General features: G+C 53.5%; 27 protein-coding genes and 1 pseudogene. 16 read left to right on the top strand and 12 right to left on the bottom strand.

Annotated elements, in window-relative coordinates; translation table 11 throughout:
* Positions 1 to 73: 73 nt before the first annotated feature.
* Positions 74 to 781 carry an IS6 family transposase gene (locus GOV45_RS21485; protein WP_170482008.1) on the bottom strand — a complete coding sequence of 236 codons (708 nt, stop codon included), beginning with the start codon at positions 779 to 781 and terminating at the stop codon, positions 74 to 76.
* Positions 782 to 891: 110 nt separating this feature from the next.
* Between GOV45_RS21485 and GOV45_RS21490 the strand changes: the two genes are divergently transcribed.
* Both GOV45_RS21490 and GOV45_RS21495 read left to right on the top strand, forming a co-directional pair.
* Positions 892 to 1,623: an SDR family NAD(P)-dependent oxidoreductase gene (locus GOV45_RS21490; RefSeq protein WP_217362469.1), complete on the top strand. Its 732-nt coding sequence runs from the start codon at positions 892 to 894 to the stop codon at positions 1,621 to 1,623.
* A 49-nt stretch (positions 1,624 to 1,672) separates the two neighbouring features.
* Positions 1,673 to 2,665, top strand: coding sequence for an aldo/keto reductase (locus GOV45_RS21495; protein ID WP_170482010.1), 993 nt, complete (start codon positions 1,673 to 1,675; stop codon positions 2,663 to 2,665).
* 145 nt (positions 2,666 to 2,810) lie between these two features.
* Here GOV45_RS21495 and GOV45_RS23675 read toward each other — a convergent pair.
* Positions 2,811 to 2,891, bottom strand: a pseudogene (locus GOV45_RS23675) (IS6 family transposase); the annotation flags it as partial.
* A gap of 109 nt (positions 2,892 to 3,000) precedes the next feature.
* Between GOV45_RS23675 and araD the strand changes: the two are divergent.
* The gene (gene araD / locus GOV45_RS21500) at positions 3,001 to 4,734 is read left to right on the top strand and encodes an L-arabinonate dehydratase (RefSeq protein WP_217362470.1); all 1,734 of its coding nucleotides are present in this window, start codon (positions 3,001 to 3,003) and stop codon (positions 4,732 to 4,734) included.
* A 745-nt stretch (positions 4,735 to 5,479) separates the two neighbouring features.
* On the top strand, positions 5,480 to 6,577 hold the full coding sequence (locus GOV45_RS21505) for a hypothetical protein (protein ID WP_170482014.1): 1,098 nt from the start codon (positions 5,480 to 5,482) through the stop codon (positions 6,575 to 6,577).
* On the opposite strand, the gene GOV45_RS21510 is transcribed toward GOV45_RS21505, so the two are convergent.
* Both GOV45_RS21510 and GOV45_RS21515 read right to left on the bottom strand, forming a co-directional pair.
* Positions 6,574 to 7,323: a creatininase family protein gene (locus GOV45_RS21510; RefSeq protein WP_170482016.1), complete on the bottom strand. Its 750-nt coding sequence runs from the start codon at positions 7,321 to 7,323 to the stop codon at positions 6,574 to 6,576. The two genes, GOV45_RS21505 and GOV45_RS21510, sit on opposite strands and share 4 nt — an antisense overlap.
* Before the next feature lie 60 nt (positions 7,324 to 7,383).
* A complete protein-coding gene (locus GOV45_RS21515; protein WP_170482019.1) occupies positions 7,384 to 8,154 on the bottom strand; it encodes a transporter substrate-binding domain-containing protein in 771 nt (256 codons plus the stop codon).
* Positions 8,155 to 8,275: 121 nt separating this feature from the next.
* Here GOV45_RS21515 and GOV45_RS21520 point away from each other — a divergent pair, with 121 nt between their 5' ends.
* From GOV45_RS21520 to GOV45_RS21540, 5 genes are read left to right on the top strand one after another with little or no spacing between them, the layout of a single operon-like run.
* The gene (locus GOV45_RS21520) at positions 8,276 to 9,016 is read left to right on the top strand and encodes an amino acid ABC transporter ATP-binding protein (protein ID WP_170482022.1); all 741 of its coding nucleotides are present in this window, start codon (positions 8,276 to 8,278) and stop codon (positions 9,014 to 9,016) included.
* Between the two features lie 8 nt (positions 9,017 to 9,024).
* Positions 9,025 to 9,786 carry an amino acid ABC transporter permease gene (locus GOV45_RS21525; RefSeq protein ID WP_170482025.1) on the top strand — a complete coding sequence of 254 codons (762 nt, stop codon included), beginning with the start codon at positions 9,025 to 9,027 and terminating at the stop codon, positions 9,784 to 9,786.
* Positions 9,787 to 9,799: 13 nt separating this feature from the next.
* Complete coding sequence (locus GOV45_RS21530; RefSeq protein WP_170482027.1) at positions 9,800 to 10,150, top strand: carboxymuconolactone decarboxylase family protein; 351 nt, start codon at positions 9,800 to 9,802, stop codon at positions 10,148 to 10,150.
* Positions 10,147 to 11,196 (top strand): aromatic ring-hydroxylating dioxygenase subunit alpha, encoded by a 1,050-nt coding sequence (locus tag GOV45_RS21535; RefSeq protein ID WP_170482029.1) that lies wholly within the window; start codon positions 10,147 to 10,149, stop codon positions 11,194 to 11,196. The genes GOV45_RS21530 and GOV45_RS21535 overlap by 4 nt, the downstream gene beginning before the upstream one ends.
* Entirely contained in the window at positions 11,193 to 11,771 is a 579-nt protein-coding gene (locus GOV45_RS21540) for a carboxymuconolactone decarboxylase family protein (RefSeq protein ID WP_170482031.1), read from the top strand. The genes GOV45_RS21535 and GOV45_RS21540 overlap by 4 nt, the downstream gene beginning before the upstream one ends.
* 207 nt (positions 11,772 to 11,978) lie before the next feature.
* Here GOV45_RS21540 and GOV45_RS21545 read toward each other — a convergent pair whose 3' ends face one another.
* On the bottom strand, positions 11,979 to 12,173 hold the full coding sequence (locus tag GOV45_RS21545; RefSeq protein WP_170482033.1) for a DUF1059 domain-containing protein: 195 nt from the start codon (positions 12,171 to 12,173) through the stop codon (positions 11,979 to 11,981).
* A 32-nt stretch (positions 12,174 to 12,205) separates the two neighbouring features.
* On the bottom strand, positions 12,206 to 12,616 hold the full coding sequence (locus GOV45_RS21550) for a GFA family protein (RefSeq protein ID WP_170611189.1): 411 nt from the start codon (positions 12,614 to 12,616) through the stop codon (positions 12,206 to 12,208).
* A gap of 183 nt (positions 12,617 to 12,799) precedes the next feature.
* Between GOV45_RS21550 and GOV45_RS21555 the strand changes: the two genes are divergently transcribed.
* Positions 12,800 to 13,678: a LysR family transcriptional regulator gene (locus tag GOV45_RS21555; protein WP_170482037.1), complete on the top strand. Its 879-nt coding sequence runs from the start codon at positions 12,800 to 12,802 to the stop codon at positions 13,676 to 13,678.
* Positions 13,679 to 13,704: 26 nt separating this feature from the next.
* Here GOV45_RS21555 and GOV45_RS21560 read toward each other — a convergent pair whose 3' ends face one another.
* Complete coding sequence (locus tag GOV45_RS21560; protein ID WP_170482039.1) at positions 13,705 to 14,961, bottom strand: flavin-containing monooxygenase; 1,257 nt, start codon at positions 14,959 to 14,961, stop codon at positions 13,705 to 13,707.
* Between the two features lie 458 nt (positions 14,962 to 15,419).
* On the opposite strand from GOV45_RS21560, the gene GOV45_RS21565 reads away from it, so the two are divergent.
* On the top strand, positions 15,420 to 17,624 hold the full coding sequence (locus GOV45_RS21565; RefSeq protein ID WP_170482041.1) for an adenylate/guanylate cyclase domain-containing protein: 2,205 nt from the start codon (positions 15,420 to 15,422) through the stop codon (positions 17,622 to 17,624).
* A 19-nt stretch (positions 17,625 to 17,643) separates the two neighbouring features.
* Here the strand turns inward: GOV45_RS21565 and GOV45_RS21570 are convergent, their stop codons facing one another.
* Positions 17,644 to 18,123, bottom strand: coding sequence for a YHS domain-containing (seleno)protein (locus tag GOV45_RS21570; protein WP_170482044.1), 480 nt, complete (start codon positions 18,121 to 18,123; stop codon positions 17,644 to 17,646).
* Between the two features lie 14 nt (positions 18,124 to 18,137).
* A complete protein-coding gene (locus GOV45_RS21575) occupies positions 18,138 to 18,731 on the bottom strand; it encodes an ankyrin repeat domain-containing protein (protein WP_170482047.1) in 594 nt (197 codons plus the stop codon).
* 400 nt (positions 18,732 to 19,131) lie between these two features.
* On the opposite strand from GOV45_RS21575, the gene GOV45_RS21580 reads away from it, so the two are divergent.
* Together GOV45_RS21580 and GOV45_RS21585 are read left to right on the top strand one after the other, a co-directional pair.
* The gene (locus tag GOV45_RS21580) at positions 19,132 to 19,902 is read left to right on the top strand and encodes an HpcH/HpaI aldolase family protein (RefSeq protein WP_170482049.1); all 771 of its coding nucleotides are present in this window, start codon (positions 19,132 to 19,134) and stop codon (positions 19,900 to 19,902) included.
* A 212-nt stretch (positions 19,903 to 20,114) separates the two neighbouring features.
* Complete coding sequence (locus tag GOV45_RS21585; protein ID WP_217362471.1) at positions 20,115 to 20,966, top strand: NAD-dependent epimerase/dehydratase family protein; 852 nt, start codon at positions 20,115 to 20,117, stop codon at positions 20,964 to 20,966.
* A 427-nt stretch (positions 20,967 to 21,393) separates the two neighbouring features.
* On the opposite strand, the gene GOV45_RS21590 is transcribed toward GOV45_RS21585, so the two are convergent.
* The 3 genes from GOV45_RS21590 to GOV45_RS21600 form a co-directional block, all read right to left on the bottom strand.
* On the bottom strand, positions 21,394 to 21,759 hold the full coding sequence (locus GOV45_RS21590; protein ID WP_170482052.1) for an adenylate/guanylate cyclase domain-containing protein: 366 nt from the start codon (positions 21,757 to 21,759) through the stop codon (positions 21,394 to 21,396).
* Between the two features lie 322 nt (positions 21,760 to 22,081).
* Positions 22,082 to 22,387: an SH3 domain-containing protein gene (locus GOV45_RS21595; protein ID WP_170482055.1), complete on the bottom strand. Its 306-nt coding sequence runs from the start codon at positions 22,385 to 22,387 to the stop codon at positions 22,082 to 22,084.
* A 260-nt stretch (positions 22,388 to 22,647) separates the two neighbouring features.
* Positions 22,648 to 23,535 carry a dihydrodipicolinate synthase family protein gene (locus GOV45_RS21600; RefSeq protein ID WP_170482058.1) on the bottom strand — a complete coding sequence of 296 codons (888 nt, stop codon included), beginning with the start codon at positions 23,533 to 23,535 and terminating at the stop codon, positions 22,648 to 22,650.
* 248 nt (positions 23,536 to 23,783) lie between these two features.
* On the opposite strand from GOV45_RS21600, the gene GOV45_RS21605 reads away from it, so the two are divergent.
* The 3 genes from GOV45_RS21605 to GOV45_RS21615 form a co-directional block, all read left to right on the top strand.
* Positions 23,784 to 24,518 carry an aldolase gene (locus GOV45_RS21605; RefSeq protein WP_170482061.1) on the top strand — a complete coding sequence of 245 codons (735 nt, stop codon included), beginning with the start codon at positions 23,784 to 23,786 and terminating at the stop codon, positions 24,516 to 24,518.
* 161 nt (positions 24,519 to 24,679) lie between these two features.
* Positions 24,680 to 25,231 carry a thioredoxin family protein gene (locus GOV45_RS21610; protein WP_170482064.1) on the top strand — a complete coding sequence of 184 codons (552 nt, stop codon included), beginning with the start codon at positions 24,680 to 24,682 and terminating at the stop codon, positions 25,229 to 25,231.
* A 360-nt stretch (positions 25,232 to 25,591) separates the two neighbouring features.
* Positions 25,592 to 26,021 (top strand): nuclear transport factor 2 family protein (locus GOV45_RS21615; RefSeq protein ID WP_217362472.1); only part of this gene is annotated, 430 nt, incomplete at its 3' end.

The following is a 26,021-nucleotide window of genomic DNA, read 5'->3' on the forward strand; positions in this document are numbered from 1 at the left end:
AGCGCTCAATGGTATCAAAAGGTGCTGTCAGACGACTTCCAACTCGTCTCTGTTAGGCCAGTGACACTGTCCTTTATCCCGCGCCAAGTTCGCGCCACTCGGCAAGAACGACGGTGCGTGTTACCGTGAAGGTATCTCTGCTCGTGAGAGATCGTTCCTGATTGAAATGGTTGTAGACGGAGGAGTGAACGGCGGCGAATTTCTGTAAACTTCGCATACGCCTGAAACGTTGCATAGCGCGCTCTCTTCGTCGGAATGGCAGGTGTGAGTTCTCAACGCGGTTGTTCCGCCACCTGCCCGTCGTTCGTTTGTCCAGCGCACCCAATTCTCTGAGCGCTGCTTTGTAGGACGCGAAGCGGTCCGTCACAATCTCTTCCGCTTTGCCGTGCCGCTTCATCAGTTTCTTGAGGAATTTCAATGCTGCGGCTTTGTTTGGGCGTTTGGTGACGACTGCTTCGAGCACCTCTCCTTCGTGATCGACGGCGCGCCAGAGGTAATGTCGCTTCCCATTCACCTTCACAAAAACCTCATCCACATGCCACTTCCATTTCGAGAATGCACGAAGTTGCTGGACGCGTTTTCTTCGGATCTCAGAAGCAAACATTGGGCCGAATCTGTTCCACCAATAGCGGACAGTTTCGTGGCTCACATCGATGCCTCGTTCATGCAGCAGATCTTCGACATTCCGAAGCGAGAGCGGAAACCGAATATACAGCACCACCGCCAGGCGGATGATCTCAGGGCTGGTTTTAAAGTATTTGAATGAGGCTGGTTTGGACATGTCCGAAGGCTATGCAACCGCCCCGCCCCGCTCAAGCAATGTTCTACTGACAAGACCCACAGATGTCACATTCGGAAATCTAACTACCAGAGTTCACGGGTGCAGGAGTTTTGATCACAGGCGCATCGACCGGGATTGGGGCCGGTTTGGCACGCGCATTTGCCACCCAAGGGGCGGAAGTCGGTTTGCATTACAATTCATCTAAACAGGCCGCGGAAACTCTGGCAGCAGAAATCAGAAAAACAGGTGGGGTCGCCGAACTTTTCCGTGCGGACGCTTCCAATTCTGAAGAGCTTAGGGTCGCCGTCGAAGATGCTGCGGTTCGATTGGGCGGGTTGCGTGGCTTGATTAATAACGCAGGAGAGGTGGTGCGCCGAGTCTCGTACGAAGAGTTTACCGAAAAAGACTATAATGAGATCACGGATCTGAATGCGCGGTCGATCCTTGTTGCATCCAAAGCTGCGCTTCCGCACTTAAAGAAGGAAGGTGGCTTCGTGATCAACACGACGTCTATCACCGTACGCAACGGAGCCAGCAACGGCGCGGTGCTCTACCGGTCTTCTAAATCCTTTGTATCGAATGTGACACGCGGCATGGCGAAAGAGTGGATCAAGTACGGCATTCGAGTGAATGCCGTGGCACCGTGTGTGATCACCACACCGTTTCATGAGCGGTATTCGACGCAAGAACAACTGGACGCGATGCTTTCCACGGTGCCACATGGGCGACTTGGCGTCGCTGTCGATTGCGTCGGTGCATACTTGTTCCTCGCCTCTGACACGCTTGCAGGTTACATCATAGGACAAACCATCGAGGTCAACGGCGGCCAGCTAATGCCGTAGACAGCGAGCCCAACGGCATAAACAATACCGAATGGACGGAATGACGAAGATGGAAAAACGACAGGTCGGACGTACAAAGTTGATGATTGACGTGCTCGGGCTCGGCGGCGCTCCGCTCGGGGGTAACTTCGCGGACTTGGGCTATGAACAAGCCGCCGAACTAATTCAAGCCTCCAGAAAAGCGGGCCTCAACTTTTTCGACACAGCTCCTTGGTATGGGTTTGGTAGGTCCGAAAGGGTGATGGGCGACGTGCTGCGCGGCACCGATTACGTTCTTTCCGACAAAGTAGGTCGGCTGCTGCATCCTGGGGCCGTCGAAAATCCGATGGACTACGGGATGATTGATCCGCTGCCCTTCCATGTCGTCTATGATTATAGCTACGATGGCATCATGCGCGCTTATGAGGACAACCTGCAACGGCTGGGGCTCGATCGCATAGATATTCTCCTAGCTCATGATATCGGCACATTCCAACACGGAAAGGAAAACGTCCAGCATTTCCAAGACCTTTCCGAAAGCGGGTATCGCGCAATGGATGAGTTGCGCAAATCCGGCAATGTCAAAGCGATTGGCCTAGGCGTCAATGAAAACAAGGTCTGCATGGAAGCACTAGGTGTTGGTGACTGGGACGTGTTTCTTTTGGCGGGTCGTTACACACTTCTGGAACAAACGCCTTTGGATACGCTTTTCCCGGCCTGCGCGGCGGCGGGCACTTCGATCATTTGTGGCGGTCCTTTCAACTCGGGAATTCTTGTCGGCCGGGAAATGTGGAACTACGCCAAAGCTCCAGCCGAAATCGTGGAAAAGGCGCGAGCGCTCAGCGCAGAAGCAGAAGCATTTTCGATCCCGCTGCCGGCGGCTGCGCTGCAATTCCCCCTTGGCCATGAAATTATTTCCTCCGTTATTCCAGGGCCAAGGAACAAGGTGGAGCTAGAACAGATTGTTACGTGGTTCAAAACTCCGATCCCCAGCGAATTCTGGACCTCTCTGAAATCGAAGAGGCTTTTAGAGGAAACTGCACCAGTACCATCGCAAGCATGACCGCTTCAGCGGTTGCCTAGTGTACGCGTTTTAGTCAACCGTCGTTTACAGCTCATAGGCTGTGCATCACGATCCCTCGCCAATGACGCCTTCGAGGAACTCGGCAATCCGACCTTATACGGACATGCTCACCGCGTCGCTACCTAAACCGGATATAAAGCATCTCGGCCAGGCAGATGATCTCCGGACTGGTTTTGAAATACTTGAAAGAGGCAGGTTTGGTCATGGGCAGAGGCTACGCAACCACCCTGCCCGCCTCAAGACAAGTTCTTCTGACATGACCCTCGACACCCTGTGTTTATTTCTGCAAGGTTTCGCGAAATAGAGGTGCACTGATGACCAAAAAGACAACCAAAGATCTGCGCTCGGCGCGGTGGTTTGCGCCGGATGACTTGCGTTCGATGGGACATCGCTCCCGTGCCCGCCAGATGGGTTTGTGTGATGAAGACTGGGAGGGCAAACCGGTTATCGCGATACTGAATACCTGGTCCGACCTATCCCCGTGTCACCACCACTTACGCGACCGGGCCGAATGGGTGAAACGTGGTGTTTTGCAGGCTGGCGGGATGCCGGTAGAGTTGCCGGTCATGGACTTTGCTGAGCAATTTTTGAAACCGACATCAATGCTTTACCGAAATCTGGGCGCGATGGAGGTGGAAGAAGCGTTAAGGTCGCATCCGGTGGATGGGGCTGTCTTGATGGGGGGCTGTGACAAATCCACACCGGCCTTGGTCATGGGGGCAGTCGCCATGGGGCTCCCTTTCATTTTCCTGCCAGCGGGCGCCATGCTGCGCGGCAATTATGCCGGGGAGAAGTTAGGGTCAGGCACCGACACTTGGAAGTATTGGGACGAACGGCGCGTAGGCAACATTTCAAAGGAAGATTGGCATGGAATAGAAAGTGGCATCGCACGAAGTTACGGCACCTGTATGACGATGGGAACCGCCGCCACCATGATGTCAATCGCCGATGGCTGGGGACTGACATTGCCCGGCGCTTCCTCCATCCCTGCGCCTGATGCTGGCCATAAACGCATGGCTGCTGCCTGTGGTCGTCGGATCGTCGACATGGTGTGGGAGGATCTGACCCCTGACAAAATCATGACACCTGCCAGCACCCGAAACGCGGTGATGGTGGCAATGGCCACAGGGTGTTCAACCAATGCAATCATCCACCTGATCGCAATGGCGCGGCGTGCAGGCGTGCCGCTGACGTTGGAAGATTTGGACGAGGTCGGGCGTTCGACCCCAGTCATCGCCAATATCCGTCCTTCAGGGTCCGATTACTTGATGGAAGATTTCTTCTATGCGGGTGGTTTGCAGGCGTTGATGCGCGAACTGAGTGAGAAGCTGGATTTATCCGTGATAACCGTTACTGGAAAAACTCTGGGGGAAGGCATTAAAGGCGCTCGCACCTATCATCCCGATGTTATTCGCCCCCTGTCCAATCCTGTTTATCATGAGGGTTCGCTGGCGGTGCTTAAGGGAAACCTAGCCCCGGACGGCGCAGTTATTAAACCTGCCGCGATGGATCCGAAATTCATGACCCATTCCGGCCCGGCGATAGTTGCAGACAGCTATCCCGAGCTGAAGTCAATCATAGAAGACCCGGACTATCCAATGTCGCCGGATCATGTATTGATCCTGCGCAACGCTGGACCGCAAGGTGGTCCTGGAATGCCGGAATGGGGCATGATTCCGATGCCGCAAGCCCTGCTGAATCAGGGTCATCGCGACATGGTCCGCCTATCGGACGCTCGCATGTCTGGCACATCCTTTGGAGCGTGCATCCTCCACGTAGCACCAGAAGCGTTTGTTGGCGGCCCGCTGGCGCTCGTCGAATCTGGTGACATCATAGAGTTGGATGTGCCGAATCGCTCGTTGAACATGAAAGTTCCCGACGACGAGCTCGACCGCCGCCGCGCCGCTTGGACACCGCACGAACCTCGATATGAACGTGGATACGGCTGGTTGTTTTCGCGACACATTGAACAGGCGGACAAAGGATGTGACTTCGACTTCCTCAGGCGCAATTTCGGAGGGCCGGTGCCGGAACCGGACATATTCTAGTTCGCGCACTCTGTGGCGTCTTGGCTGGTTCGCCTCGATTTCCAGCAGCATCAAAGGACGCGCAATGCGATCGGAAAGACCTTGAACTATTTTTTTTTCTGGCTGGGACGAAACCAAAGTCACGGGGCTTCGAAAAACCAAGCGCAATGAAAAGTTTGTCGGCATAGCTGGCGTCGGGACATGACACCGAACGACCGCTTTCCGACCATCCTGTCCAATACTGCGCTTGAGACGGACGTCCTAGTTGGGCTCAACGCGGTCATCTGAGCACTTTTGCCGTTTTACGGATCCGTCATGTCCATTTTGTCAGACCTCTTATTCTCGGATTGGCACTTTTAACTGAAAAAACTGGAATCCGCTTTGGGCTCAAGGCCGCCGTTCGCTGCAGCTTGCATGAACGTCTGCTCTCGGCAGATCAGCCGTTGGCCGATCTTCTTTCCAGCGACCGCAATGCGGACTTTCCAGACTTTCGATCAAATTTCTTCCATTAATAGTTCCGGCCTGCAGTCGCTGATCGTTCGACCCGAACATTGTGTTGCAGCTTTAAGATACCGGACTTTATACCGGAACACGCACAACTGCATAACCATCAAACAATTACCAAGAAACTTAAGTATTTGCTGTCACCCATCGCCGGGCAAGGAGGCCGCTGGACATCTTTGCGTTGACAATTGAAGTAACGCACTTTGTTCTTTGTATGAGGAAACACGGCTCAAAAATACTGGAAGGTGTTGAGGGTTTAGGAATGTCCACTTCAAGACGATTGAACGCTCTTTCAGGTGTTAGAAATCTCTTGGTCAATTGTGCCGAAGCGAAAGCAGGAGATCGTCTGTTGATAGCCTTTGAGCATGAAGACTTCGGCTATTTTGATCTCGATATCCGTCACGACATAGCGGCTGGCGCGCGCGCGATGGGCCTCGACGTTTCGATGATAGATGTTGGTTTCAATGCTGTTCAATGCGACTTGCCGCAAGATCTGAAGACTCACTTCTCGCTCTTCGATGTGGTGCTTTTCCTGTCACGGCTGGGTGACCAATTGCGCTTCTCCGAAATGCCGCCGGGCCCGAAATTTGTCGTGTGTTTTGCGCTCAACAGCCAACTGTTGAACTCGTCCTTCGGGTTTGCGGACTACCGTGCATTTTGTCGGGCAAAGGACGCAGTGGACGATTGTATTCTGAAGTCGCGAACTATTGGCCTGACGTGCCGGGCCGGCACCCATGTGACGGGTAGTGTCCCGCAAGGGACGACCGAAGCAAAGGACACGACCTCGATGCGGTTCCCGATGTCCGTCTTTTCTCCTGTTTCAGCGGATTTGTTTTCCGGACGTGTCGCACTGGGCGGCTTTCTGACAGGTACCGGATCCGCCTATTATGATCGCTACACGGTAGAGTTTGAGGGGCCCGTATTCGCAATTCTCGAGGCTGGTCAGTTAACTGGATTTGAAGGCGGCAGGGCAGATGTTGCAGCTGCCAACGAACACTATGATCAGGTATCGTCCAGTCTGGGCGTCGATCGCAATTTCGTACATTCCTGGCACGCCGGCATCCATCCCGGATGTGGTTTTCCGTGGGACATCCGGGAGAACTTCGAACGTTGGGGCGGCTCAGCTTTCGGCAATCCACGGGTTTTGCATTTTCACACCTGCGGTGCTTACGCGCCAGGGGAGATTTCGTGGAACATTTTTGATCCGACAATCGAGATTGATGGCTTGCGCGTTTGGGAGGACGGGACGTTTCACCTTGACCGGCTGGAAGGCGGACCAGACATTCTGGCGGAGTACCCCTGCGCGGCAGAGATTTTTGCCAATCCGGACCGCAACGTCGGATTGATGGATATCGGTTAGAGCGTCTTTTGCCTTATTGCGCTGAACGTATCAAAGTCGTTTGCCAAGGCCTTTGAGGCAACGGTGAATAATTCCCTCCCCAGATCCGGCGTCGCAAGGTTTGAGTGCGACCCGACCCTGCCATCGGGGAATTGGCGGCGATGCTCGTCCGGTGGCCCATGCCTGTCACCACTGTGTGCGGCGATATAGGCGCGCGAAAGTTTCTTCGGCGGGTTGAATGCCACGCCGGAAGGTTTGCAGCCGTGAAGCGCCTGCGTGATCGCAACCTCGGATGGGGTGGCATGCATACCCTCCCAATTGCCAAAGAATTCCTCTCGCATCCGGGCGACTGGTTCGGGGTCCCACCAGCTTTGGATATGTACTGAACCCTCAGGCAAGGCGGAAGCCGCGGACCGTGCGGGAGCAAGGTTCGCACCATGTCCGTTCACGATGAAGACACCCAGAAACCCCTGCGCCAAAAGCCCCTGACAGACCTGCAAGACCGTCTGCTCGAGCAACTCGGAGGATATCGAGACCGTTCCGGGAAATCCTGTGTTGAACGGCGCCGGAGTGTAAGCGATGGGTGGCGCCACGACGCAATCGCATATCTGAGCTGCTGCCACGGAAACCCTGTTGGCACAGATTGTATCGGTGCCGATTAATCCCATCGGGCCGTGCTGTTCAGTTGATCCGATGGGCAGCATCACGCAGACACCTGTGGTCAATCGAGCTTCCACTTCGGGCCATGTCATCAAGCCCAGCTCCATAACACCCTCCAAAGACAAGACGGCCGGGTCCGTACGACCCCGCCGCATAATGTTGTCAGGTCAAAGGCCCCATTTGGCCTTGTTGCTGTCGAAGAAGCCCTTGGCCTTCTTCAGCTTGACCCAGTTGTTCACATAGTTGATCCAAACCTGGTCATCCTGGGGCAACAGCATCGCAATGGGTGAAGGTGCCCGGGGGCCGGTTTCAGGCACGCGCACTACGTCAAACTTTTCTTCCAATGTGGAGCCTTCGATATTCGATGTGATGAAAACATCAGCCCGTCCTGCCAGCACTTCCTGGTAACCACGCGCTGGGGCTTCGACGACCATTATGTCCGCATCGGGGAACCATTCACGTACAAGCTTTTCAAAGGTCGTGCCGAGTGTGGTCGCGACCTTGACCTCTGGCTTGTTGATGGACTCGTATCCTGAGAAGTTGCCCGCCTTTTCTTTGGTAGTGAACGGAAAAATCTCGACCGAGATATAGCTTTCCGAGAACCCGGCTGCCTTCATGCGCGGGGGTGAGATCGAGGCGGATCCGGTGATGTGGTACTGGCCCGCGACCACGCCATTGACGAGGGTCTTCCAGTCGGTCGCGACGAATTCGACCTCGACGCCGAGGTCTGCGGCGAGTTCGTTCATGATGTCGATGTCGAAACCCTTGTAAGAATTCGTGGCGGGGTCCTTTACGGTCATCGGATTCCAGTCACCGGTGGTGCCGACCTTCAAAACACCCGAGTTCAGAATTTCGTTCAGCGCCGATTGCGCGTTCGCAGCCCCGGCCAACGTCAGGCCAATCGCGGCAACCGCTGCCGCCCTGCATAGTCTTATCATAATATTTCTCCCGTTGGTGGTATGTGGTTTTTGGTTTGATGCGCCATACTTGCTTGATAGGTTAAAGAAATCAAATAGGCTGTGATCTTGCACGTCAGCTCGGCCCAAAGGGGGAACATTGATGGACGATCCAGCCATTCAGCTGGTTGCAGTGAACAAATGGTTCGGTGACTTCCATGTTCTCAAAGATATCAGCCTTACAGTCGGCTCCGGCGAAAAAGTGGTGATTTGCGGACCATCCGGTTCGGGCAAGTCCACTGTGGTCCGCTGCATCAACAAGCTGGAAGAGCATCAGAGCGGGACCATTCACCTCTACGGCAAGGAACTGACCAACGATCCGAATTCCGTAGCGTCGATACAAGGCGATGTTGGGATGGTGTTTCAGCAATTCAACCTGTTTCCCCATCTCAGTGTGCTAGACAACCTGACACTTGGCCCGATAAAGGCACGCGGCCTCAGCCGGGTAGAGGCAGAGGACCGCGCCCGGCACTACCTGACAAGGGTGCGAATACCGGAGCAGGCGGACAAACTGCCCAAACAGTTGTCGGGAGGGCAACAACAGCGGGTGGCCATTGCGCGATCCCTTTGCATGGAGCCCAAGGTGCTGCTGTTCGACGAGCCCACCTCGGCGCTTGATCCCGAGATGATCGCGGAAGTGCTGGACGTGATGGTCGAACTGGCGCTGGAAGGAATGACCATGATCGTGGTCACCCACGAAATGGGATTTGCTCGAAAGGTCGCGGATCAGATGGTTTTCATGGACCAGGGTGAGATTGTAGAGCACGGCAGTCCTGGAGAATTCTTTGGTAATCCGCGCACCGCGCGCTGTCAGAAATTCCTCGGCCAAATTTTGCAGCACTAGGGGTAGGCATGAAGAGACTGATCCTTCCACTGTCGCTTTTACTTTTGCTGTCGGGATGCTCGGCTTCGGGCAACTGGGGTTGGTACGTCATTGATCCGCGCACACCCGGTGGCTGGACCAATATTAAGTTTTTGGTCTCTGGCATGGGCGCAACGATCCTTATTTCCGTGATCGCTGCTGCAATCTCCATCGTGCTGGGTCTGATCGTTGCGCTGCCAAGTCAATCCAGCAACCGATGGCTGCGCCTACTCAATCGAGTCTACGTTGAATTCATCCGTTCGATCCCGCTGCTGCCGATGCTGTTCTGGGTGTTTTATGGGTTGCCCATCGTGTTCAAATCCATCGGATTGAATATCCCTATCGATCCCTTCTGGGGCGCGATCATCACGCTGGCGATTTCCGATAGCGCTTTTACGGCCGAAATTTACCGCTCAGGCATCCAGTCCATCGCACGCGGGCAAAGCGAGGCAGCGCAGACTGTAGGTCTGAATTACTATCAGACTATGCGGTATGTAATCCTGCCCCAAGCCCTACGGCGTATTCTGCCGCCCTTGGCGAACCAGTTCATTTATATCGTAAAGATGAGTGCCTTTGCCTCAGTCATCGGTATGCAGGAACTGACGCGCCGTGCAAATGAACTGGTAGTAACCGAATATCGTCCTCTTGAAATATACTCGTTGTTGATTGTCGAATACCTTGTGCTGGTATTGCTGATCAGCGCAGGCGTGCGCTGGCTTGAGCGCCGCATGGGTGCAGACGAACGTCTCTGAAGGAAGGATCATCATGGACTGGCACGACTTCATGTCCGAAACCGAGGCCAACATCGACAAGCTGAACCGCGAAATCCCCCAAACCTTCAAAGGGTTCGGCATAATGGGTCAAGCCGCAAAAGCAGATGGCGCCTTGTCGGAAAAGACCAAAGAATTTATTGCCTTGGGTATCGCTATTGCAACCCGGTGTGACAGTTGCATCGGGTTCCATGTGCGGTCGCTCGTGCGTCTAAATGCAACACGAGAGGAATTTTGCGAAGCGCTTGCCATGGCCACTTACATGGGCGGTGGTCCGTCCTATGCCTTTAGCGCCAAGGCGCTGAAGGCTTACGACCTTTACGCCGCTGAGGCCAAAGACGCATGAGACCCGACCTGCCAGGATCGACCGGGTACATCCGTGATTGTTGGTATGTGGCCGGTCTGTCCGAAGACTTTGACCGCAGCTTGACGCCACTGCGCATGCTGGACGAGGACATCGTTATCTTCCGCGATACCGCCGGCAAACCCGCAGCACTGGAAGACGCCTGCCCGCACCGTAAACTGCCTTTGTCGCGGGGCACGCTGGCGGGAGACAATGTTGTCTGCGGCTACCATGGGCTGACTTTCGATTGCACCGGCGAATGCGTGATCGCCCCGACTCAGCTTGACAACCCGCCTCGGCGCGCCGCCGTGCATTCCTATCCGGCAGCAGACCGCTGGGGCTTTTTGTGGCTTTGGATGGGAGCGCCGGAGCGCGCAGATGTAAGGGACATCATTGAAATTCCGAATTTCGACAACCCCGATTGGGGTAAGACTCCCAAAGGCGGCATGTCGATGCAGTGCCATTACCTTTATATCATCGACAATCTGCTGGACCCCAGCCACGTTGCTTGGGTGCATCTGACTTCTTTCGCGGGCGCCGGTACAGACAACCGCCCTTTGGAAGTGGAAGAAATGGATAACGGAGTGATCGTCTCTCGCTGGGTGATGGGCGAGGCCCCACCGCCCTACTACAGGGACATGCTGCCCTTTGGCCCGACCTGTGATCGCAAGCAGCATTACGAATGCCGACTGCCGTCGACGGCAATCAACATGTCGGTGTACACGCCAGCCTCAGAAGGTGGATATGACAGGCCGCTGTCTTCAAACGCTTTCATCAACATATCCTACAATTTCATTACGCCGATCGATGCGACAACCTCCCGCTACTTCTGGTTCCAGCACCGCAATATGCACGCAGAAGATAGCGTCCTGTCAGAACGTATGTTCGAGGGAGCCAAGATGGCTTTCAAGGAAGATCAGGAGGTGCTGGAACACGTCCAGAAAGGCATGGCAAAACGCAAAAACGGCTATCTGAACCTGGCGCTTGACGCAGGCGCCATGCGGTTCCGCAACAAGGTCGCCAAGGCCATTTCCGGAGAGCAAACATGACCGCATGGATCAAGATGGTATCCGACGAAGACGCGAGCCCCCGGCTGAAAGAGCTTCTGGAGCACGCAAGAACACCGCATGGCACCGTGGATACGGTCATGCGGGTTCATTCTCTGCGGCCAGAGACGATGAATGGCCATGTCACCCTGTACCGTTCGGTGCTGCATTCGGACGAAAACGAATTGCCTTTCTGGTTTCTGGAGGTGATCGCAAGTTACACATCGATCCTGAACGATTGCACCTATTCGTTGACTCATCATTTCATGAACGTCCGCAACCTGATCAGAGATCAGGCTCGCAGTGACCGCATCTTTGTCGCACTGAAGGCACAGCGACCGGAGGATGAATTCGACGGCAAGGAACTCGCTCTCCTGCGATATGCGGCAAAGCTGACAACCGATGTTGGCAAAATGGTGCGTTCGGACTTTGAAGCGCTCAAGATCGCCGGCTGTGAAGATGGTGAAATCCTGGAAGTAAATCAGGTCTGTGCATACTTTAACTATTCAAATCGTCTGCTTAACGGCTTGGGATGCACCACCGAAGGTGATCAGATCGGTTACTACAAGGGTGATTAGATAAGGGAGGGAGCTAACCTAGCTTGCCAAATGCCCCTCTGCTGTGCCGGCTTTGGGCTCAGAGCTGCCGATCCCAGCAGTGTGCATGATTAGCTGGTTGGCAGACCAAACCTGTCCTTCGCAACAAAGCCGCCGCTCGCCGACAAGCGATCCAAACAGAGCTTCAAGGCCGAGATTTCGTTGAGTGCCGATGCTCCACAGAATTGATCAAGCGGGTTTAATCAATGTTCCCAGATATTCTCGAGTGTCGGCGTCCCACGAGCTGGGATCTTCTCCGTGTGCGACCACCGCGTGCAGTTCCATGAGTTTCCATACTTCGTCCTTGGTCGCTGCAACCACTTTTCCAGGGCAGGCTTCCATGCCCTCGCAATCCTTGCAGGCATATGAATAGGCAATGTCCATCGTATTCTCCTCCTATTGCGCAAGAAAGCTATTCAGAACTCAGGAAACGTCGGCAGCCCATCGTCAAGTTTTATCCATGGCTGCTGATGTGAAACAAAAATATGGGCTTTGGGTTGTGCAATCGATGGGTCATCCAACGTCACAGCAGAAAACCACGCGTCAGCGCTCCAGTCTTGGCCCTCAACTTCATGTAGGGCGGCATAGGTCAACGTCGTTCCACAGTCACGACAAAACCCGCGGCGAATACCCGGAGTTTTCTCAACGTATTGGATTTCGCCTTTGATAACTGCGAAGTCTTCGGCGGCTACCTTAGCCCAAGTTACAAAGGCGCCGCCAAGAGCCATTTGGCATGAACGGCAATGGCAATGACCCGACCACCCCGGTGGGTTTGCTATCTGGTATCGAACAGCTCCACAGTAACATCCACCTTGAAGTTTTTCCATCGTAACAAACTCTCATGACGTGCGGCTAGGTTGACTTCGATAACGAAGCGTCTGCTCTCATATTTCATAATCCCAAAACAGATTTCACCGTGAATAATGTCAAGAATGCCGATATCATGCGACTCAAATAGTCTAACTAAACATTAGAAAATCTACTGTATGGATTGGTTGCACCTTCCCCCGATGAACGCTTTGCGCGCTTTCTCAGCGGTTGCGGAAGCTGGAAGTTACACCGTGGCGGCTGAACGCTTGAACGTGACCCAAGCTGCAGTCAGCCAACAGGTGAAATCGTTGGAGAAGCATTTGGGTGTAGCTCTCGTTTCCAGACGTGGGCGCAGCATTGAATTGACAGAACCAGGCATCATTCTTGCACGCGAACTGGGTATCGGCTTTGAAATTATCGGAAGGGGTGTCGAACGACTGGCGGAACATGCAGCGCACCGTCCCGTTCAAGTAACTATGTCTCCGGCGTTCGCAGTGGAGTGGCTATTGCCGAGAATGGCAGAGTTTCAACGCCAGCACCCAGAGATCACTCTAATGCTGAACCCAACCTCGGAGCTGGTACAGATACGCCCGGGTGGTATCGATGTCGCCATTCGGTATCGCGATAGACGCATGCCAAGAAAAGAGGAAGACACTGTCCTTGTCTCGGACATGGTCGTAATTGGTGCGCCTTCATTGGTGGGAGGCCAAGACCTACGTGATCCGGCCTCTCTAACGAAATTGCCCTGGTTACAGGAACTGGGCACTAACGAAGCGGCTGACTGGTTTACCTATCACGGGGTCGTTCCTGCCGAGCCATTGACCATTAATCACATGCCGGGGAACCTGATCATGACCGCAGTTCGCCGGGGTGACGGTATCACCTATTCTGCCAGAGCTTTTTTTGAAGAAGATTTGTCATCTGGACGGATGATTGAATTGTTCTCTGAGCCACTCTTCGGCGTCTACTACATCCAGACGCAGGCAGAATTTCAGCGTCCCGAGGCTAAGGTGTTCGTCAACTGGCTTATTTCTCAGTCTCAAGTTGTATCCGCGCACAGTTCTCAAAAATTGATCTAGTCAAAGTTGCAAATCTTCGATCCAAGCTAGGCTTGATGCTGTCGTTCACCTTGTTTGTTTGAATTGGAAATCAGGTGATCGACTACGTACTCCGCGTCCTCGCCCACGCCGTAAAACAGGCCTGACCCTTGTGTATGCATCCAATGAAGTCCGCAGAAGTATAGGCCTGCTATTTCCGTAATACCTCGCTCATATTGGGGATAGCCACTCTCATCGAAGACTGGCAAGTCGATCCATCCAAAATCGCGGTGAAACCCTGTTGCGTATATGACGGTCGAGATATTCGCCGCAGCCAAGTCGAAGAATGGTGATTCAGGTTTGGGCTGCCAGTTAGTCGGGACAACAACTTCCTTAGGATCATCAAATCCATTCTCCGCAACGAACTTGTCGATGCTCTCCATCTCCGCGTTACACACATCGTCCACTGCTTTGAGTGTCTCTTCAAGCCCGCCCGCCAGAGCCAGGCACCCGCCTTGAACACCCTCAACCTTGCTGTGTAACTTGATCCCGCTCAGCGCCATCTGGCGCAGATCAATTGTACGACCACCCTCGCGTCCAGAGAGATGTGGATGGGCTTTAAACCGGATAGCAGTTCCTTTGGGATGATCTTTTACCGGCAAGTTCATGTACCCGGTCGCCAAGTCCCATTCAAAAATGTCGCGACCCCTATAGCGACGTGGGATGCGGCCCGCACTGCCCACCGCAAGATGTACATCGCGACCGCATGAATGCAGGTCCTCAGCGACCTGACACCCTGATTGGCCACTGCCAATGATGAACACCGCACCGTCCGGAAGGTTCGCAGAGTTGCGATAGTCGCATGTATGTATGCCCGTAACTCCTAAAGGTAAGTCGCAGTGCCAATTTGGTATGTTCGGGAGTTGATGAGTGCCAACGGTGACTATTAAGTTCTGGGCTCTGAGTAAGCCGTCCGATGTGGTCAACTCGAACCGACCCGGTCCCGAACTGGCTTGAATACTAGTCACCTCTACACCCGTTCGATAAGGCGGATGAAAACTTCTTGCGTAGTCTTCGATGTAGTTAACGATCTCATCGCGGAGCATGAAACCATCAGGATCATCCCCTTCGTAAGGGAAACCCGGAAGTCGGCAGAGTTTGTTAGGAGAGACAAGACAGAACGAATCCCAACGTTTACGCCATGTATCGCCAATCTGTCCGCGGTCCAAAACAACGTGATCAAGACCAGCCTGTTTTAAATGCCAGCTGACGGAAAGACCAGCTTGCCCGCCTCCTACAACTACAGTTTCAATCAGGGTGTACATAACAGCAAACCTCTCTATGAAACCCTATCGGCGACAGCTAGTTGCTTCAACGTATCAATGTCCGCTCTGGGCTGGATGCGGACGTTAAGCAGAAACATCTTTAGCGACCGCTCTGCGGACAAAGCCGCCCGATGCTGGCGCAGCGAAAATCAAATCGATTGCTCGACAGTGTCACGGTATCGCCCGCGACAGCGCAGCACGATTTCTCGATACCGGACGTTCAAATCATGCATATAGGCCAAAACTTAATCAGGCCGTTCGCTTCGCTCGGATATAATGTCTCAAATGCGGAGCAAGCTGCCTTATGCTGCTGCGGAGAAAATTGGCTTGTTGCGCCACCGTACCTTTGAACGACAAGCACCCGCCCAACCAAATATTTTGAGCGAGCGCAGTTTCCGTCACGTTTTTTCAGTGTTACCTTCGCAGTACTGCCCATATTTGGAGGAGAGGGGCAAACCTTGGAACGCAGGCTTGCCGCCATATTCGCCGCAGACGTAGTCGGTTTCAGCCGTATGATGGCCGAGGATGAGGTGGGCACCTTCGAACGTTTGACCACGGTGCGCCAAGACATCCTCACCCGTTTGATAGATGAAAAGAACGGGCGGATCGTCAAGCTTATCGGCGACGGACTGCTGGCCGAATTTGCAAGCGTTGTTGATGCCGTGGAGGCTGCGATCCAGATACAGGAGGCGGTTAAGGACAAAAACGACACCATTGATCCCCACCAGCGTATCGAATTGCGGATCGGTATCAACCTGGGAGATCTGATCATCGATGGCGACGACATTTACGGAGACGGTGTTAACATTGCGGCGCGCCTGGAACCCCTAGCTACGCCCGGAGGCATCTGCATCTCGCGCGAGGTTTACGAACACACGCGCGGCAAAGTCAGTAAGCCATTTGAATCTGCGGGTGTCCACCGGGTCAAAAACATACCTGAGCCTCTCACGGTATTTCGGATGGCGGACCCGAATGGCTCGAAATACAATTCACTGTTTCGCTTCAAAGTTCGACGCGCTGTCGCGGCGGTGGCCGTAATAGCGATTCTTTCAGGTGCCGCTTTTATATTGCGTGATGGTATAGTTGCCCTTTTCGGCGGCGCTGAAAGTGAAATCATCGCGGCAGAGGACGGGCTGCCTTCTCTCATTGTGTTGCCCTTTGAAAACCTCGGGCTGCCAGACGCGGAACGCTACATCGCAGATGGGCTCACGGACGATCTGATTACAGATTTCTCGAAAGTCGCCGGGCTGATGGTGATCGGCAGCAACACTGCGTTTTCCTATCGGGACCGGACAATCGACAGCAGGGCCATCGGTCGCGAGTTGGGGGTGGGCTATGTTCTCGAAGGCAGCGTGCGCAGAGCGGGAACTCGGCTTTTGGTCAACGCGCGGCTGACAGATGTGAGCAGCGGGCAGACAGTATGGGCCGAGCGGTTGGAGCGAGACGAAGCTGATATTTTCTCCATGGAAGCTGGCCTGATAAACGAGATCATTGATCAACTTGGTGTGGATGTGAGTGTGTCCGAAAAGGAGCGGATCGAACGCCTACCTACAACGGATCTGGAAGCATATGACTTCTTTCTCAGAGCCGAAGAAGCCGCTCGCAGCGGCTTTCGGCCCGGGCTGCGCGAAGCGTTGAGCCTCTATTCGGACGCAACCGCAATCGACCCGACTTTTGCCAGGGCATTCGCGGCACAGGCCCGCACCGAGGCATTGATCATGCGCCGTAACTATGACGATGTGCTGCCCTTTCCGGTCGCCCGGAAACGTGCCTACGAACATGCCGGTCGTGCCTTAGAAATTGATCCCGATGCGGCGATGCCTTTTGCCGTATTAAGCGAGTTGCAGACTGTGGATCGAAGGTATGAGGAAGCGATGCGCTCGGCGCAGCTTTCTGTCGAGAAGGCCCCCGGTGAAGCATCTGCTTATCTTGCGCTGAGCTTTGCGCAAACTTTCTACGGCCGACATGAAGAGGCGATCGAGAATTTCGAAACGGCTCTGCGTCTCAACCCACTATTGCCGGGCTATGCACGTCAGATCGCAAGCTTGTCCTATATTCTGACAGGGCGTCCCCAACGTGCCGTCGAAATCCTTGAGGAGATAAAAGGCAATTCTCAAGGTATTGAGGACTACTTTAACATCCTCGCGGCCACCTATGGAGAGGCTGGCCAAACGCAAAAGGCGCAAGCAACTGCAGACGAGGTGGCCGAATTTGCTCCGCATACTTCGGCGCAACTCTACAAGGTCTTGTTTGCGCATTTTCGGAAGCAGGAAGAACTCGATCGGATCATTGATGCAATGTTGACTGCGGGCGTGCAGGAATGGCCCTTCAACTTTCAACCTGGCGCTCGCGAAAAGCTATCTGCCGACGCGGTTACCGCTCTGATCGACGGCAACGTATGGCAGGGAAACTTCGAAGGCCGCGGACCCGGCTTGATGCAGATTTCAGAGAACGGAAGTATGGCCTTGCGCGCATCCACATTGTTTGTCACTGGATCGGCATTTGTGAAAGACGACACATTGTGCTTACAACAACCCGGTCTTTCGCTTGGTCGCCCGGCTTGTGGCATGGTCTACAAAAATGCCGAAGAAGACGTCGGGGCGAGCGAGCCTTACAGCTACATCAACCCGCATATTCTGTTTCACTTTAGCCCTGGCGGATGACCATCATCCGAGGTGCGCATCAATTGGAGTAATCCTTGGCTGCCAGCGGCTTGGTCTTCTCCCAATTCGCATCCGCCTTGGCGATCACCGCTTCCCCTTCTGGGTGGTCAAGCATTTCTGCTCCGGTCGGGTCCGATATAAAGTAAAGCTTCCCATCGATGATCCGCCAGGAATTTACTGGGTCGATGTTTTCGGACGCGTTGGCCCCAAGGCCGACACCCAATGTGCAATACCCGCCGTATTGCGGAGCGTATTTGGTTGGGTCAGACTTAAACAGTTCGCGGTTCTCTGCGCTGTTGAAGTGCCATGGCGTGCCAAGCCAATCATATGCGAACTCACTTGATCCCTTTACCGCACGGCTTTCGGTGAAATAGGCAACAGTATCATAACCCTTGATTGCAACATCGCCGAAAGGCCCAGTGTTGATGGGCTCATCCGCCAGCGCACTCGTGGTCATGCCTGCAATAAACAGCCCGCTCATCAGAAGTCGAAAGTTCATTTTTTGACCCTACCTTATGTGCCTGCCTCCAAACACAGGCGGTGAAATTCCGGGCCGAAGGCATCTGGCGGGGGGCAAGTGGCTCCGTTCTGCTTCAGCAGCCCAACGATATCATAGTGTTTACGGAACATCGTTCGGATTAGAACCGAAAAGCCATCGTTATCGAGTGTCACAATATCCGCACCGTTGTCGAGCAGTAGCTCGATCATCTCGATATGACCCTCATCGGCCGCCATGAAGATTGGTGACTTTTCGGCCCTGTTGATGCGTCCATTCACGTCTGCGCCTTTGGCGAGAAGCAGCTGCGCTGTTTCAATCTTACCACCGAAGGCAGCCGCGTGAAGTGGAGTGAAACCGCTGTGGTTACGCGCCATCACGTCAGCCCCTGCTTCGATCAGAGCCGCAGCGGTTTCGATGTTTCCAGCCAACGCAGCAGCAATCAAGGGCGTAGCCTTGTTCGGCCCCCGCTCATCAACCGAGGTACCGCTTTCCAACAGAGCCTTAACGGTCGCTGTATCACCCTGCTTTGCAGCATCGAATAACTGACCTGCTTGAGCGGGCCCAAGTATAAAGAATGCCGTTGTAAAGATGGCAATAATCCAACGCATGGATCTACCTCCCCTGTTTGAAGTCTACAATGAGCCGCTGTTGCGCGCAACGACGGCTTATTCGCTGCGGTGTTGAAGACGGTTTCGATCGAGTGGGTTTAGTCCATGCAGCGGCCCCAGAGACAACGAGTGTTTTGTCCGCGACGGAGCGTAGTGCCTCCGAATTTCGCCGCAGCCAGCATGAATGTCCGGTCTTTAATCTGCGCCGCGACGCTCCGGTTAACGAGAAGTAATGCTGCAGCGGCGAGATCTACTGGTCGAGAAGGTCTGCTTTGGGCTCAAGGCGGTCATCTGAGCGCTTTTGTCGAATGTCCGCTTTAAGGTGTATAGCAGACTGGGAAAAATCTGGCGTATACCGTGCAAGACCTGCTCATAGCAGTAAATTGAAAAGGAACCCTCAATGGACTTGCCAAAGAACCATTTCAAAGAAGCCATCCTGCAAGGTAACCAGCAACTGGGTTTGTGGAGTTCGATCCGCGACCCCGCCATGAGTGAAATGCTGGCCGGGTGCGGCTATGACTGGATCGTACTCGATTGCGAACATTCTCCGCGCGATGTTCAGGAAGTTCTGCACGGGTTGCATGCCATGTCAGCCTATCCGGTGGAACCGGTTGTACGGGTGAAAAGCCTCGACGTCGCTGAGATCAAGAAAATGCTGGATATCGGCGCACAGACGATTCTTGTGCCATATGTGCAGAACGGAGAAGAGGCGCGGCGTGCAGCGGCGGCAGTCACCTATCCGCCCGCCGGTTTGCGCGGGGTTGCCGGAGGTACACGCGCAAACAGATTTGCTGCAATCCCCGATTACTTCACTAAAGCACGCGAAGAGATTTGCCTGATTGTTCAGATTGAAACGCGAGAAGCCATGAACAATCTTGAAGAGATTGCCACCACAGACGGCATTGATGCCGTCTTCGTCGGCCCAGCGGATCTGGCCTCCAGCCTAGGGCGCCCAGGAGATTTGAAACACCCCGATGTCAAAGAGGCGATCGTCAACACCATTCACCGCGTGCGTGCCCTTGGCAAACCCGCCGGATTTCTCTCCTCGGATCCGGAACTGTTGGGCCTCGTTTTCGACGCAGGCAGCGTATTCACCGCAATCGACATCGATATGACCGCACTTCGCCGCGTTGTGATAGCTCGTCTATCGGAGTATGAGGATATGAGGTAACGTGGGCGCACTGAGCCTTCGGATCTGATACAAGCAAAGACCGCACGTTCGATCATGCAGTCATTGTCTCTGGCTGTTTCGTAGAAAGCACGCCAGTTTAATTGAAATCGAACGACGGCTCCGGGCTCGGTGCGGTCATTCGGCAAAATTCCGTCAACGTCTGCCTTGCAGACAAACCTGCTGTTAGCCACAGCGCGGAGCGATTGTTCCGCATGAACGATCGCTTCGCGGACAAAGTTACCGAAAAGCAGACTGAACTGAATGTCTGCTTTCCTTTGGCTTACAGTCACTTTAGGGCTAACCACCGTGTCGCAGAGATTGGGGGACAGACCATGCTGAAGGTGCTTGTAACTGGTTCGTCGGGTCGGATTGGGAGGGCATTTTTTGCCGCATATCAAGAGCGGTATCAGTTTGTGCTGACCGATTTGAATGAGCCCACGTACCCTGTTTCAGGTCAGCATCATTTCGTGCGATCTGATCTCTCGGATGCAAATGCTGCAGCGGTTTTATGTCAAGGAGTGGATACCGTTGTACATCTCGCAGGCGTACCCGACCCGAATGCAGAAATTGACGAAGTGCTGCCTGCCAACATATTGGCGACAACCTATTTGATCGAAGCTGCTCGTCAGGCAAACGTCCGCCGCTTCGTCTTCGCGAGCAGCGCGCAAACCATCGAAGGATACCCCGTAGACCGGCAAATCGTTCCGGGAATGGCTGTTGCTCCGGCCAATCTCTACGGCGTCTCAAAGTGCTATGGGGAAGCCTTGTGTTCGCTTTATGCGACGCAGCACGGCATGTCCTGCGTCTCCTTGCGAATAGGGGCGTTCGAACCTGCGGACGGCCCGCCACTTGAAACCATGCGTGACCTAAGCGCGTGGCTTAGTCATCGCGATGCGACGCACCTGATTGATCGCGCAGTCCAAGCAGAGATCGACGGGAGTTTTATCGCGCACGGCATCTCTAACAATCGGTTTAAGCGGCTTGATCTAACCGAGACTTGCAAAGTGCTTGGATACGCACCGCAGGACGATGCGTTTTCGACCTTTCCGATACCATTCGCTTAAAGCCGACAAATGGTGACGACGCAGCAACCGTCGAGTGGGGCTCAGAGCGGTCATTCGCTGCAGCGCCGCGTTAAGTGGTTAGCCGAACGTCTGGTCTGCGGACAAAGCTGTCGTTCGCTTCGGTACCATCGATCGGTGAAATCGGCTCATCAACCGACAAAACTCGAACGGGTGTCTTTAGAGCGTCACAATCGAGATCAAATTGATTGACAGCAAAACATATATGGCAAAAGGCGCGGCATTCTTATCCGTGCCATGCTAAGTTAATGGGACATCGCTTAGTCTTCCATTTTTTCTGGCAAATGAGCCTGTACATTGAGACGAATCTTAGTTTTCGCGGCATTTTTAACTGCAAATTCAACTAGTCCACCCGTTGCTCAAAGCATGGATCCTGATGCCTCCGAGGCCGCTGCACGAGCGGCTTTGTCTATCTTGAGTATCGCGGCCACCCAAAACGAGACGCGATGTTGATCCCATCCCCGTAGATGTCTTCTTCTGTTTTTGTGATATCGCCGATATTTACTCCTATGCGCAAGGCGATTGGCGTGTGCCTCGGCATACGATCCTGAATTTGCATGGACGCATTTACTGCACCAGCCGCGCTTGAAAACTCCATAAGCCATCCGTCCCCCATCGATTTGAGGATTGCGCCGCCATATTCCGCGAGAATGGGATCGAAGGTTTCAGAACGCAGTTTTCGCACTGCATTGACAGTGTCTGCTTCATCTTCGCCCATCATTCGCGAAAAACCCACAAAATCGGCGGCCACTATCACTGCTAGCCTACGTTCCAAAATTTATCTCCAGATCGCATAAGCTGCGGCGTGTTGTTTTGGCGCGCTGTAGTTGCATGTGCTAACGTTCACAAAAATTTATGGCCGATCTTGTTGGACTTCGCAAACCACCGGAAGGGAAACAGTTCGGCAGTCCTGTACGTTGACGAAGCAACTGGCTTTTCAAGGTTCACTTTGTGTTCGATGTAGCTATTCGCTGCCATTTGGTTGAAAGACTACTATGCGTAGAGTATTGGCTGAGACTAGAAAAACTCCGTTATCAACTCATTTTAGCTTCTGCTGACAAAACCCGGGCGTTTTAGGTGGTGTCGCCGCAGTCCTATTATCGAATTTTTCGCAAATATGCCCAAGAGACAAATCCCTTCAGACCACGCGCACGTTGCAAGGATACGCGGCACCAACGGGTGCCGCCGGTCTGCTCGCAACTGTGAACTCGTAAAGCGGTTCCATTTGGAAGGCCCACTATCACGTTGAAACCTATTCCCGGTCCTGCTCGCAATTTCAGCATGTCTCCGTCTTCAACGCCAAAAACCTCGTATCGCCCAAGAGAAGCTGCAGTCGCGGATTGAGCTAAGACAATGGCGCTTAGGAAAAATACCACCAAGGGCAAGAATATTGCACTGCGCATAACGTTAACCTGCCTGTTGCCTCAACTACAATCCTAGCGTCTTTGATCATCAAGCGAAACTCCCTGACCTAAGAATGTGCACGTTTAAACCGACATTGAACTAAAATTCTTAATTATGCCGAAGGTCTAATTTGAGCTCGATAAGGTCATTCGCTGCAGTCGGCGAGAGCTTCCGCTTTGTGGACAAAGCAGCCTTTGACCGATCGTCCAGCCAACGACCGCTACGCGGACGAAACGGACATTCCCATCTGGGCAAAAGATCAAAGAGCGCCAACCTGTTCCAACGCCGCTTTCACGACGCTGATCTGTGCGTCAGACAGCGCGGCCTGTGGTGGCGCGGGCTGCCCGCAGTCAAATCCCTGGAGCCTTAAGCCTGCCTTCACAGCGCCTGCTAAATTGAAGCGGGCAAAGACCTGGTTCACGGTCCATAGCTCACGTTGAAGGGCCATCGCCTCGTCCCATTTCCCCGCCTCGCAGAGATCAAAGAGGCGAACACTTTGTTTTGGAACGATGCATGAAGGACCGGCAAGCCAGCCTCTTCCGCCGATCAGCATTACTGCAGCGGTGATGTGAGAGGATGCTGCGAATACACCAATGCGGCCTTCAGTGCGGTTTAGGATCGAGAGCAAGCGGCCGGTGTTGGTCGAAGCATCCTTGACGAAAAGAATGTTTGGATGATGAGAAAGCTTTTCTATGGCATCGATTGATAGGTCAGAGCGTTGAAAATTGGGGTTTGTGTAGAGCGTTACGGGCAAATCTGTTGCATCGGCTACAGCCAAAAAATAATCCACGACCCCGGTTTCGGGGACTGGAAAGTAGGCTTCTAGTACCGCGAGTATTCCATCCGCCCCTATCGACGCCCATCGCCTGGCCTGTACAATTGCGTCCCAGGTTGTTGTCGCTGCGACACCGGCAATTACCGGAACCCGGCCGGCGGCAGCGTCTACCGTCGCCGAAACAACTTGTTCCTTTGCTGCAAAGTCCAGATATGCAAATTCTCCAGTCGAGCCCAGCGGCGTGAGCCCATGCACACCAGCGTTAATTAGGTGCTCCGAGAGTTTGCGTAGCGCGCCTTCGTCCACTTGGCCCTTGGGGGTCAATGGCGTTGGCAAGTAGGGGACTACGCCCCGCAGGTTCGCAACCTTCATTGTGGCTTTCGTTCCTAAAATGGATCTGTAACGAACTTACTCTGGGAACACGTTCGTTTCCAGTTCGTACCTTGTCCGCGATAGGCTCTATACAATCATTCGACTATTTTTCAGATGAGCGGTTCGTCGCGTTAAGAGGTCATTCTGATAGTGATTTTGACGTTTTTTGCCTACCATTGATGCGTTAGCTATCATTTGGGACGTGTCATTAAATGCAGCTCGAATGATGATCAGAGGGAGAAGTATGGATGGAACGGGATTTACAGGAGGCACGAGAGAATTTAACCGCAGCGCTGCGTTATGCGGACAAACTTGGGCTTAGCGAAGGTATCTGCAATCACTTTTCACTCGCTGTCTCTGATGACGGAGAAGAATTTCTTGTCAATCCGCAAGGGCTGCACTGGTCGGAGGTCAAAGCCTCGGACATTGTGTTGTGCCATCGCGATGGGCGCGTTCTCGACGGCCATCATTCTGTGGAAGCGACGGCATACTTCATCCACGCGCCGATCCACGCCAATAGACCGTCGGCAAAGGCCGTTCTCCACACTCACATGCCCTACGCTACCTCACTGACGCTCGTCGAAAACGGGCGTCTAGAAATGGTCGAGCAGGGAGCGTTACGGTTCTATGACCGGATCGCGTATGAGGACAGCTATGGCGGTCTTGCACTTAACGATCAAGAAGGGAACCGCATCGCGGATGCGATGGCGGACAAACCTATCGCGTTCCTCGGCCACCATGGCGTCGTAGTGACTGCCCCGACGATCGAAAAGGCGTTTGACGACCTTTATTATCTTGAACGTGCGGCTCAGGTGCAGACCTTGGCGAAGATGCACTGCAGACCGTTGCGTTCTATTCCGCAGCAGACTGTCGAGCAGACCGCTCGCCAGATAAATGAGGAGAGCGACCTAACGCAGGTTCAGGCGCATTTCAGCGCGATCAAACGCATATTAGACCGCGACAACCCTGGCTGGCGTGATTGAGAACTAGCGCGATCTCGCAAGAAGCCTATTGTCGCTGGATCAAAAGCAACTGACTTCGCTACGAAACCGCACCGACCCGCTTGATCCGAGTTTTTCTGACGACACCTTGATAAGAGTGTATGAGAATTGGTGTGCGACTGCGTGCAAAAATGGAGCTTGAAATGGCCGCTATTAGCCCCCCGGTTTGTGATTTTGGACTACCTGCGCCAGACTTCGTTTTGCCCGGCACGGATGGGAAAATGTATGGACTTGCCGATTTAAAAGGCGCCAATGGAACATTGGTGATGTTCATTTGCAATCATTGCCCATACGTTTTGGCGATACTGGCCAAGATAATCCGTGACAGCTCAGACTTGATCGCTTTTGGTGTCGGTGTTGTCGCAATATGTTCGAATGACGCTCAAAAGCATCCATCCGACAGTTTTGAGAACATGAAGCTAATGGCTTTAAAACATTCCTTTCCCTTCCATTATCTGCATGACGAGAACCAGTCTGTTGCCAAAGCTTTTGGAGCAACATGCACTCCGGATTTCTTCGGCTACAATGCTGAGCTTGAATTACAATATCGGGGTCGCTTGGACGCAACGCGCATGACACCTGGACAGCAAGATCTTCCACGCGAATTATACGAAGCTATGAGGCAAGTCGCAGAGACTGGTCAGGGTCCCAAAGAGCAAACGCAATCCATTGGCTGCTCAATCAAATGGAAATAGTACGAGTGATCGGGACCGCCGCTCCGAGCCGACGTTCGCCGCACTCTGCTTGAACGACGGCCTTGCGGACAAAGCCGCCGTTTAAGTCATTTATTGAATTAGATAGTTTTAGCCTAATTGAGGCAAAACACTCGAATTGGCAACATGACTGACTAAAGGTTAGTTGCTTACTTTCAAACATGCCAAGGCTTCATCAAATGCGTCTACAATCGCGCTGCATTTCATTGAGACGACCTGAGTGTATTGGCCGCTGAAATAGGTTTGGATAGTTTACTGCAGTATCGACGTTGCAGATGTAAACCAAACTGTTTTTAGTAATTTAATGATTTAGCGCGATTGGCGCCGCAAATGGAGATTGAGATGTTCACCAAAGACGACCAAGCGCTGATTGATGTTTGGGAAGCCCATACCGCAAGCGAATTCGCCCACAAGGACGCCGACAAAGCAATCGCAACCATGACTGACAATCCTGTTCTAATACATGTTCCAGTGAACACGGGAGCAACTGGCCGCGAAGCTTTGAGGAAATTCTATGCCGAAGTATTCATACCGCAGCTTCCGGAAGATGCGGAACTAGAGGTCATCACGAGAACGGTCGGACAAAACCGTATTGTGGATGAATTCATCCTCCATCTGACACATTCATTGCGCATGGATTGGTTTGTCCCCGGTGTCGAAGCCACAGGCCTGCGTCTTGCCGTGCCGCACGTAGGCATCATTCATTTTGAGGACGGTTTAATCGCGTCCGAACACATTTACTGGGACCAAGCCACCGTTCTTCGTCAACTTT

Origin of the sequence: Ruegeria arenilitoris (genome assembly GCF_013035425.1) — a bacterium.
In the GTDB taxonomy this organism is placed as follows: Bacteria; Pseudomonadota; Alphaproteobacteria; order Rhodobacterales; family Rhodobacteraceae; genus Ruegeria; species Ruegeria arenilitoris_A.

Coding starts and splice junctions, on each gene's coding strand:
- GOV45_RS21485 (WP_170482008.1), bottom strand. CDS start 781: ATGTCCAAACCAGCCTCATTCAAATACTTTAAAACCAGCCCTGAGATC.
- GOV45_RS21495 (WP_170482010.1), top strand. CDS start 1,673: ATGGAAAAACGACAGGTCGGACGTACAAAGTTGATGATTGACGTGCTC.
- araD (WP_217362470.1), top strand. CDS start 3,001: ATGACCAAAAAGACAACCAAAGATCTGCGCTCGGCGCGGTGGTTTGCG.
- GOV45_RS21505 (WP_170482014.1), top strand. CDS start 5,480: ATGTCCACTTCAAGACGATTGAACGCTCTTTCAGGTGTTAGAAATCTC.
- GOV45_RS21510 (WP_170482016.1), bottom strand. CDS start 7,323: ATGGAGCTGGGCTTGATGACATGGCCCGAAGTGGAAGCTCGATTGACC.
- GOV45_RS21515 (WP_170482019.1), bottom strand. CDS start 8,154: ATGATAAGACTATGCAGGGCGGCAGCGGTTGCCGCGATTGGCCTGACG.
- GOV45_RS21520 (WP_170482022.1), top strand. CDS start 8,276: ATGGACGATCCAGCCATTCAGCTGGTTGCAGTGAACAAATGGTTCGGT.
- GOV45_RS21525 (WP_170482025.1), top strand. CDS start 9,025: ATGAAGAGACTGATCCTTCCACTGTCGCTTTTACTTTTGCTGTCGGGA.
- GOV45_RS21530 (WP_170482027.1), top strand. CDS start 9,800: ATGGACTGGCACGACTTCATGTCCGAAACCGAGGCCAACATCGACAAG.
- GOV45_RS21535 (WP_170482029.1), top strand. CDS start 10,147: ATGAGACCCGACCTGCCAGGATCGACCGGGTACATCCGTGATTGTTGG.
- GOV45_RS21540 (WP_170482031.1), top strand. CDS start 11,193: ATGACCGCATGGATCAAGATGGTATCCGACGAAGACGCGAGCCCCCGG.
- GOV45_RS21545 (WP_170482033.1), bottom strand. CDS start 12,173: ATGGACATTGCCTATTCATATGCCTGCAAGGATTGCGAGGGCATGGAA.
- GOV45_RS21550 (WP_170611189.1), bottom strand. CDS start 12,616: ATGGAAAAACTTCAAGGTGGATGTTACTGTGGAGCTGTTCGATACCAG.
- GOV45_RS21555 (WP_170482037.1), top strand. CDS start 12,800: ATGAACGCTTTGCGCGCTTTCTCAGCGGTTGCGGAAGCTGGAAGTTAC.
- GOV45_RS21560 (WP_170482039.1), bottom strand. CDS start 14,961: ATGTACACCCTGATTGAAACTGTAGTTGTAGGAGGCGGGCAAGCTGGT.
- GOV45_RS21570 (WP_170482044.1), bottom strand. CDS start 18,123: ATGAACTTTCGACTTCTGATGAGCGGGCTGTTTATTGCAGGCATGACC.
- GOV45_RS21575 (WP_170482047.1), bottom strand. CDS start 18,731: ATGCGTTGGATTATTGCCATCTTTACAACGGCATTCTTTATACTTGGG.
- GOV45_RS21580 (WP_170482049.1), top strand. CDS start 19,132: ATGGACTTGCCAAAGAACCATTTCAAAGAAGCCATCCTGCAAGGTAAC.
- GOV45_RS21585 (WP_217362471.1), top strand. CDS start 20,115: ATGAACGATCGCTTCGCGGACAAAGTTACCGAAAAGCAGACTGAACTG.
- GOV45_RS21595 (WP_170482055.1), bottom strand. CDS start 22,387: ATGCGCAGTGCAATATTCTTGCCCTTGGTGGTATTTTTCCTAAGCGCC.
- GOV45_RS21600 (WP_170482058.1), bottom strand. CDS start 23,535: ATGAAGGTTGCGAACCTGCGGGGCGTAGTCCCCTACTTGCCAACGCCA.
- GOV45_RS21605 (WP_170482061.1), top strand. CDS start 23,784: ATGGAACGGGATTTACAGGAGGCACGAGAGAATTTAACCGCAGCGCTG.
- GOV45_RS21610 (WP_170482064.1), top strand. CDS start 24,680: ATGGCCGCTATTAGCCCCCCGGTTTGTGATTTTGGACTACCTGCGCCA.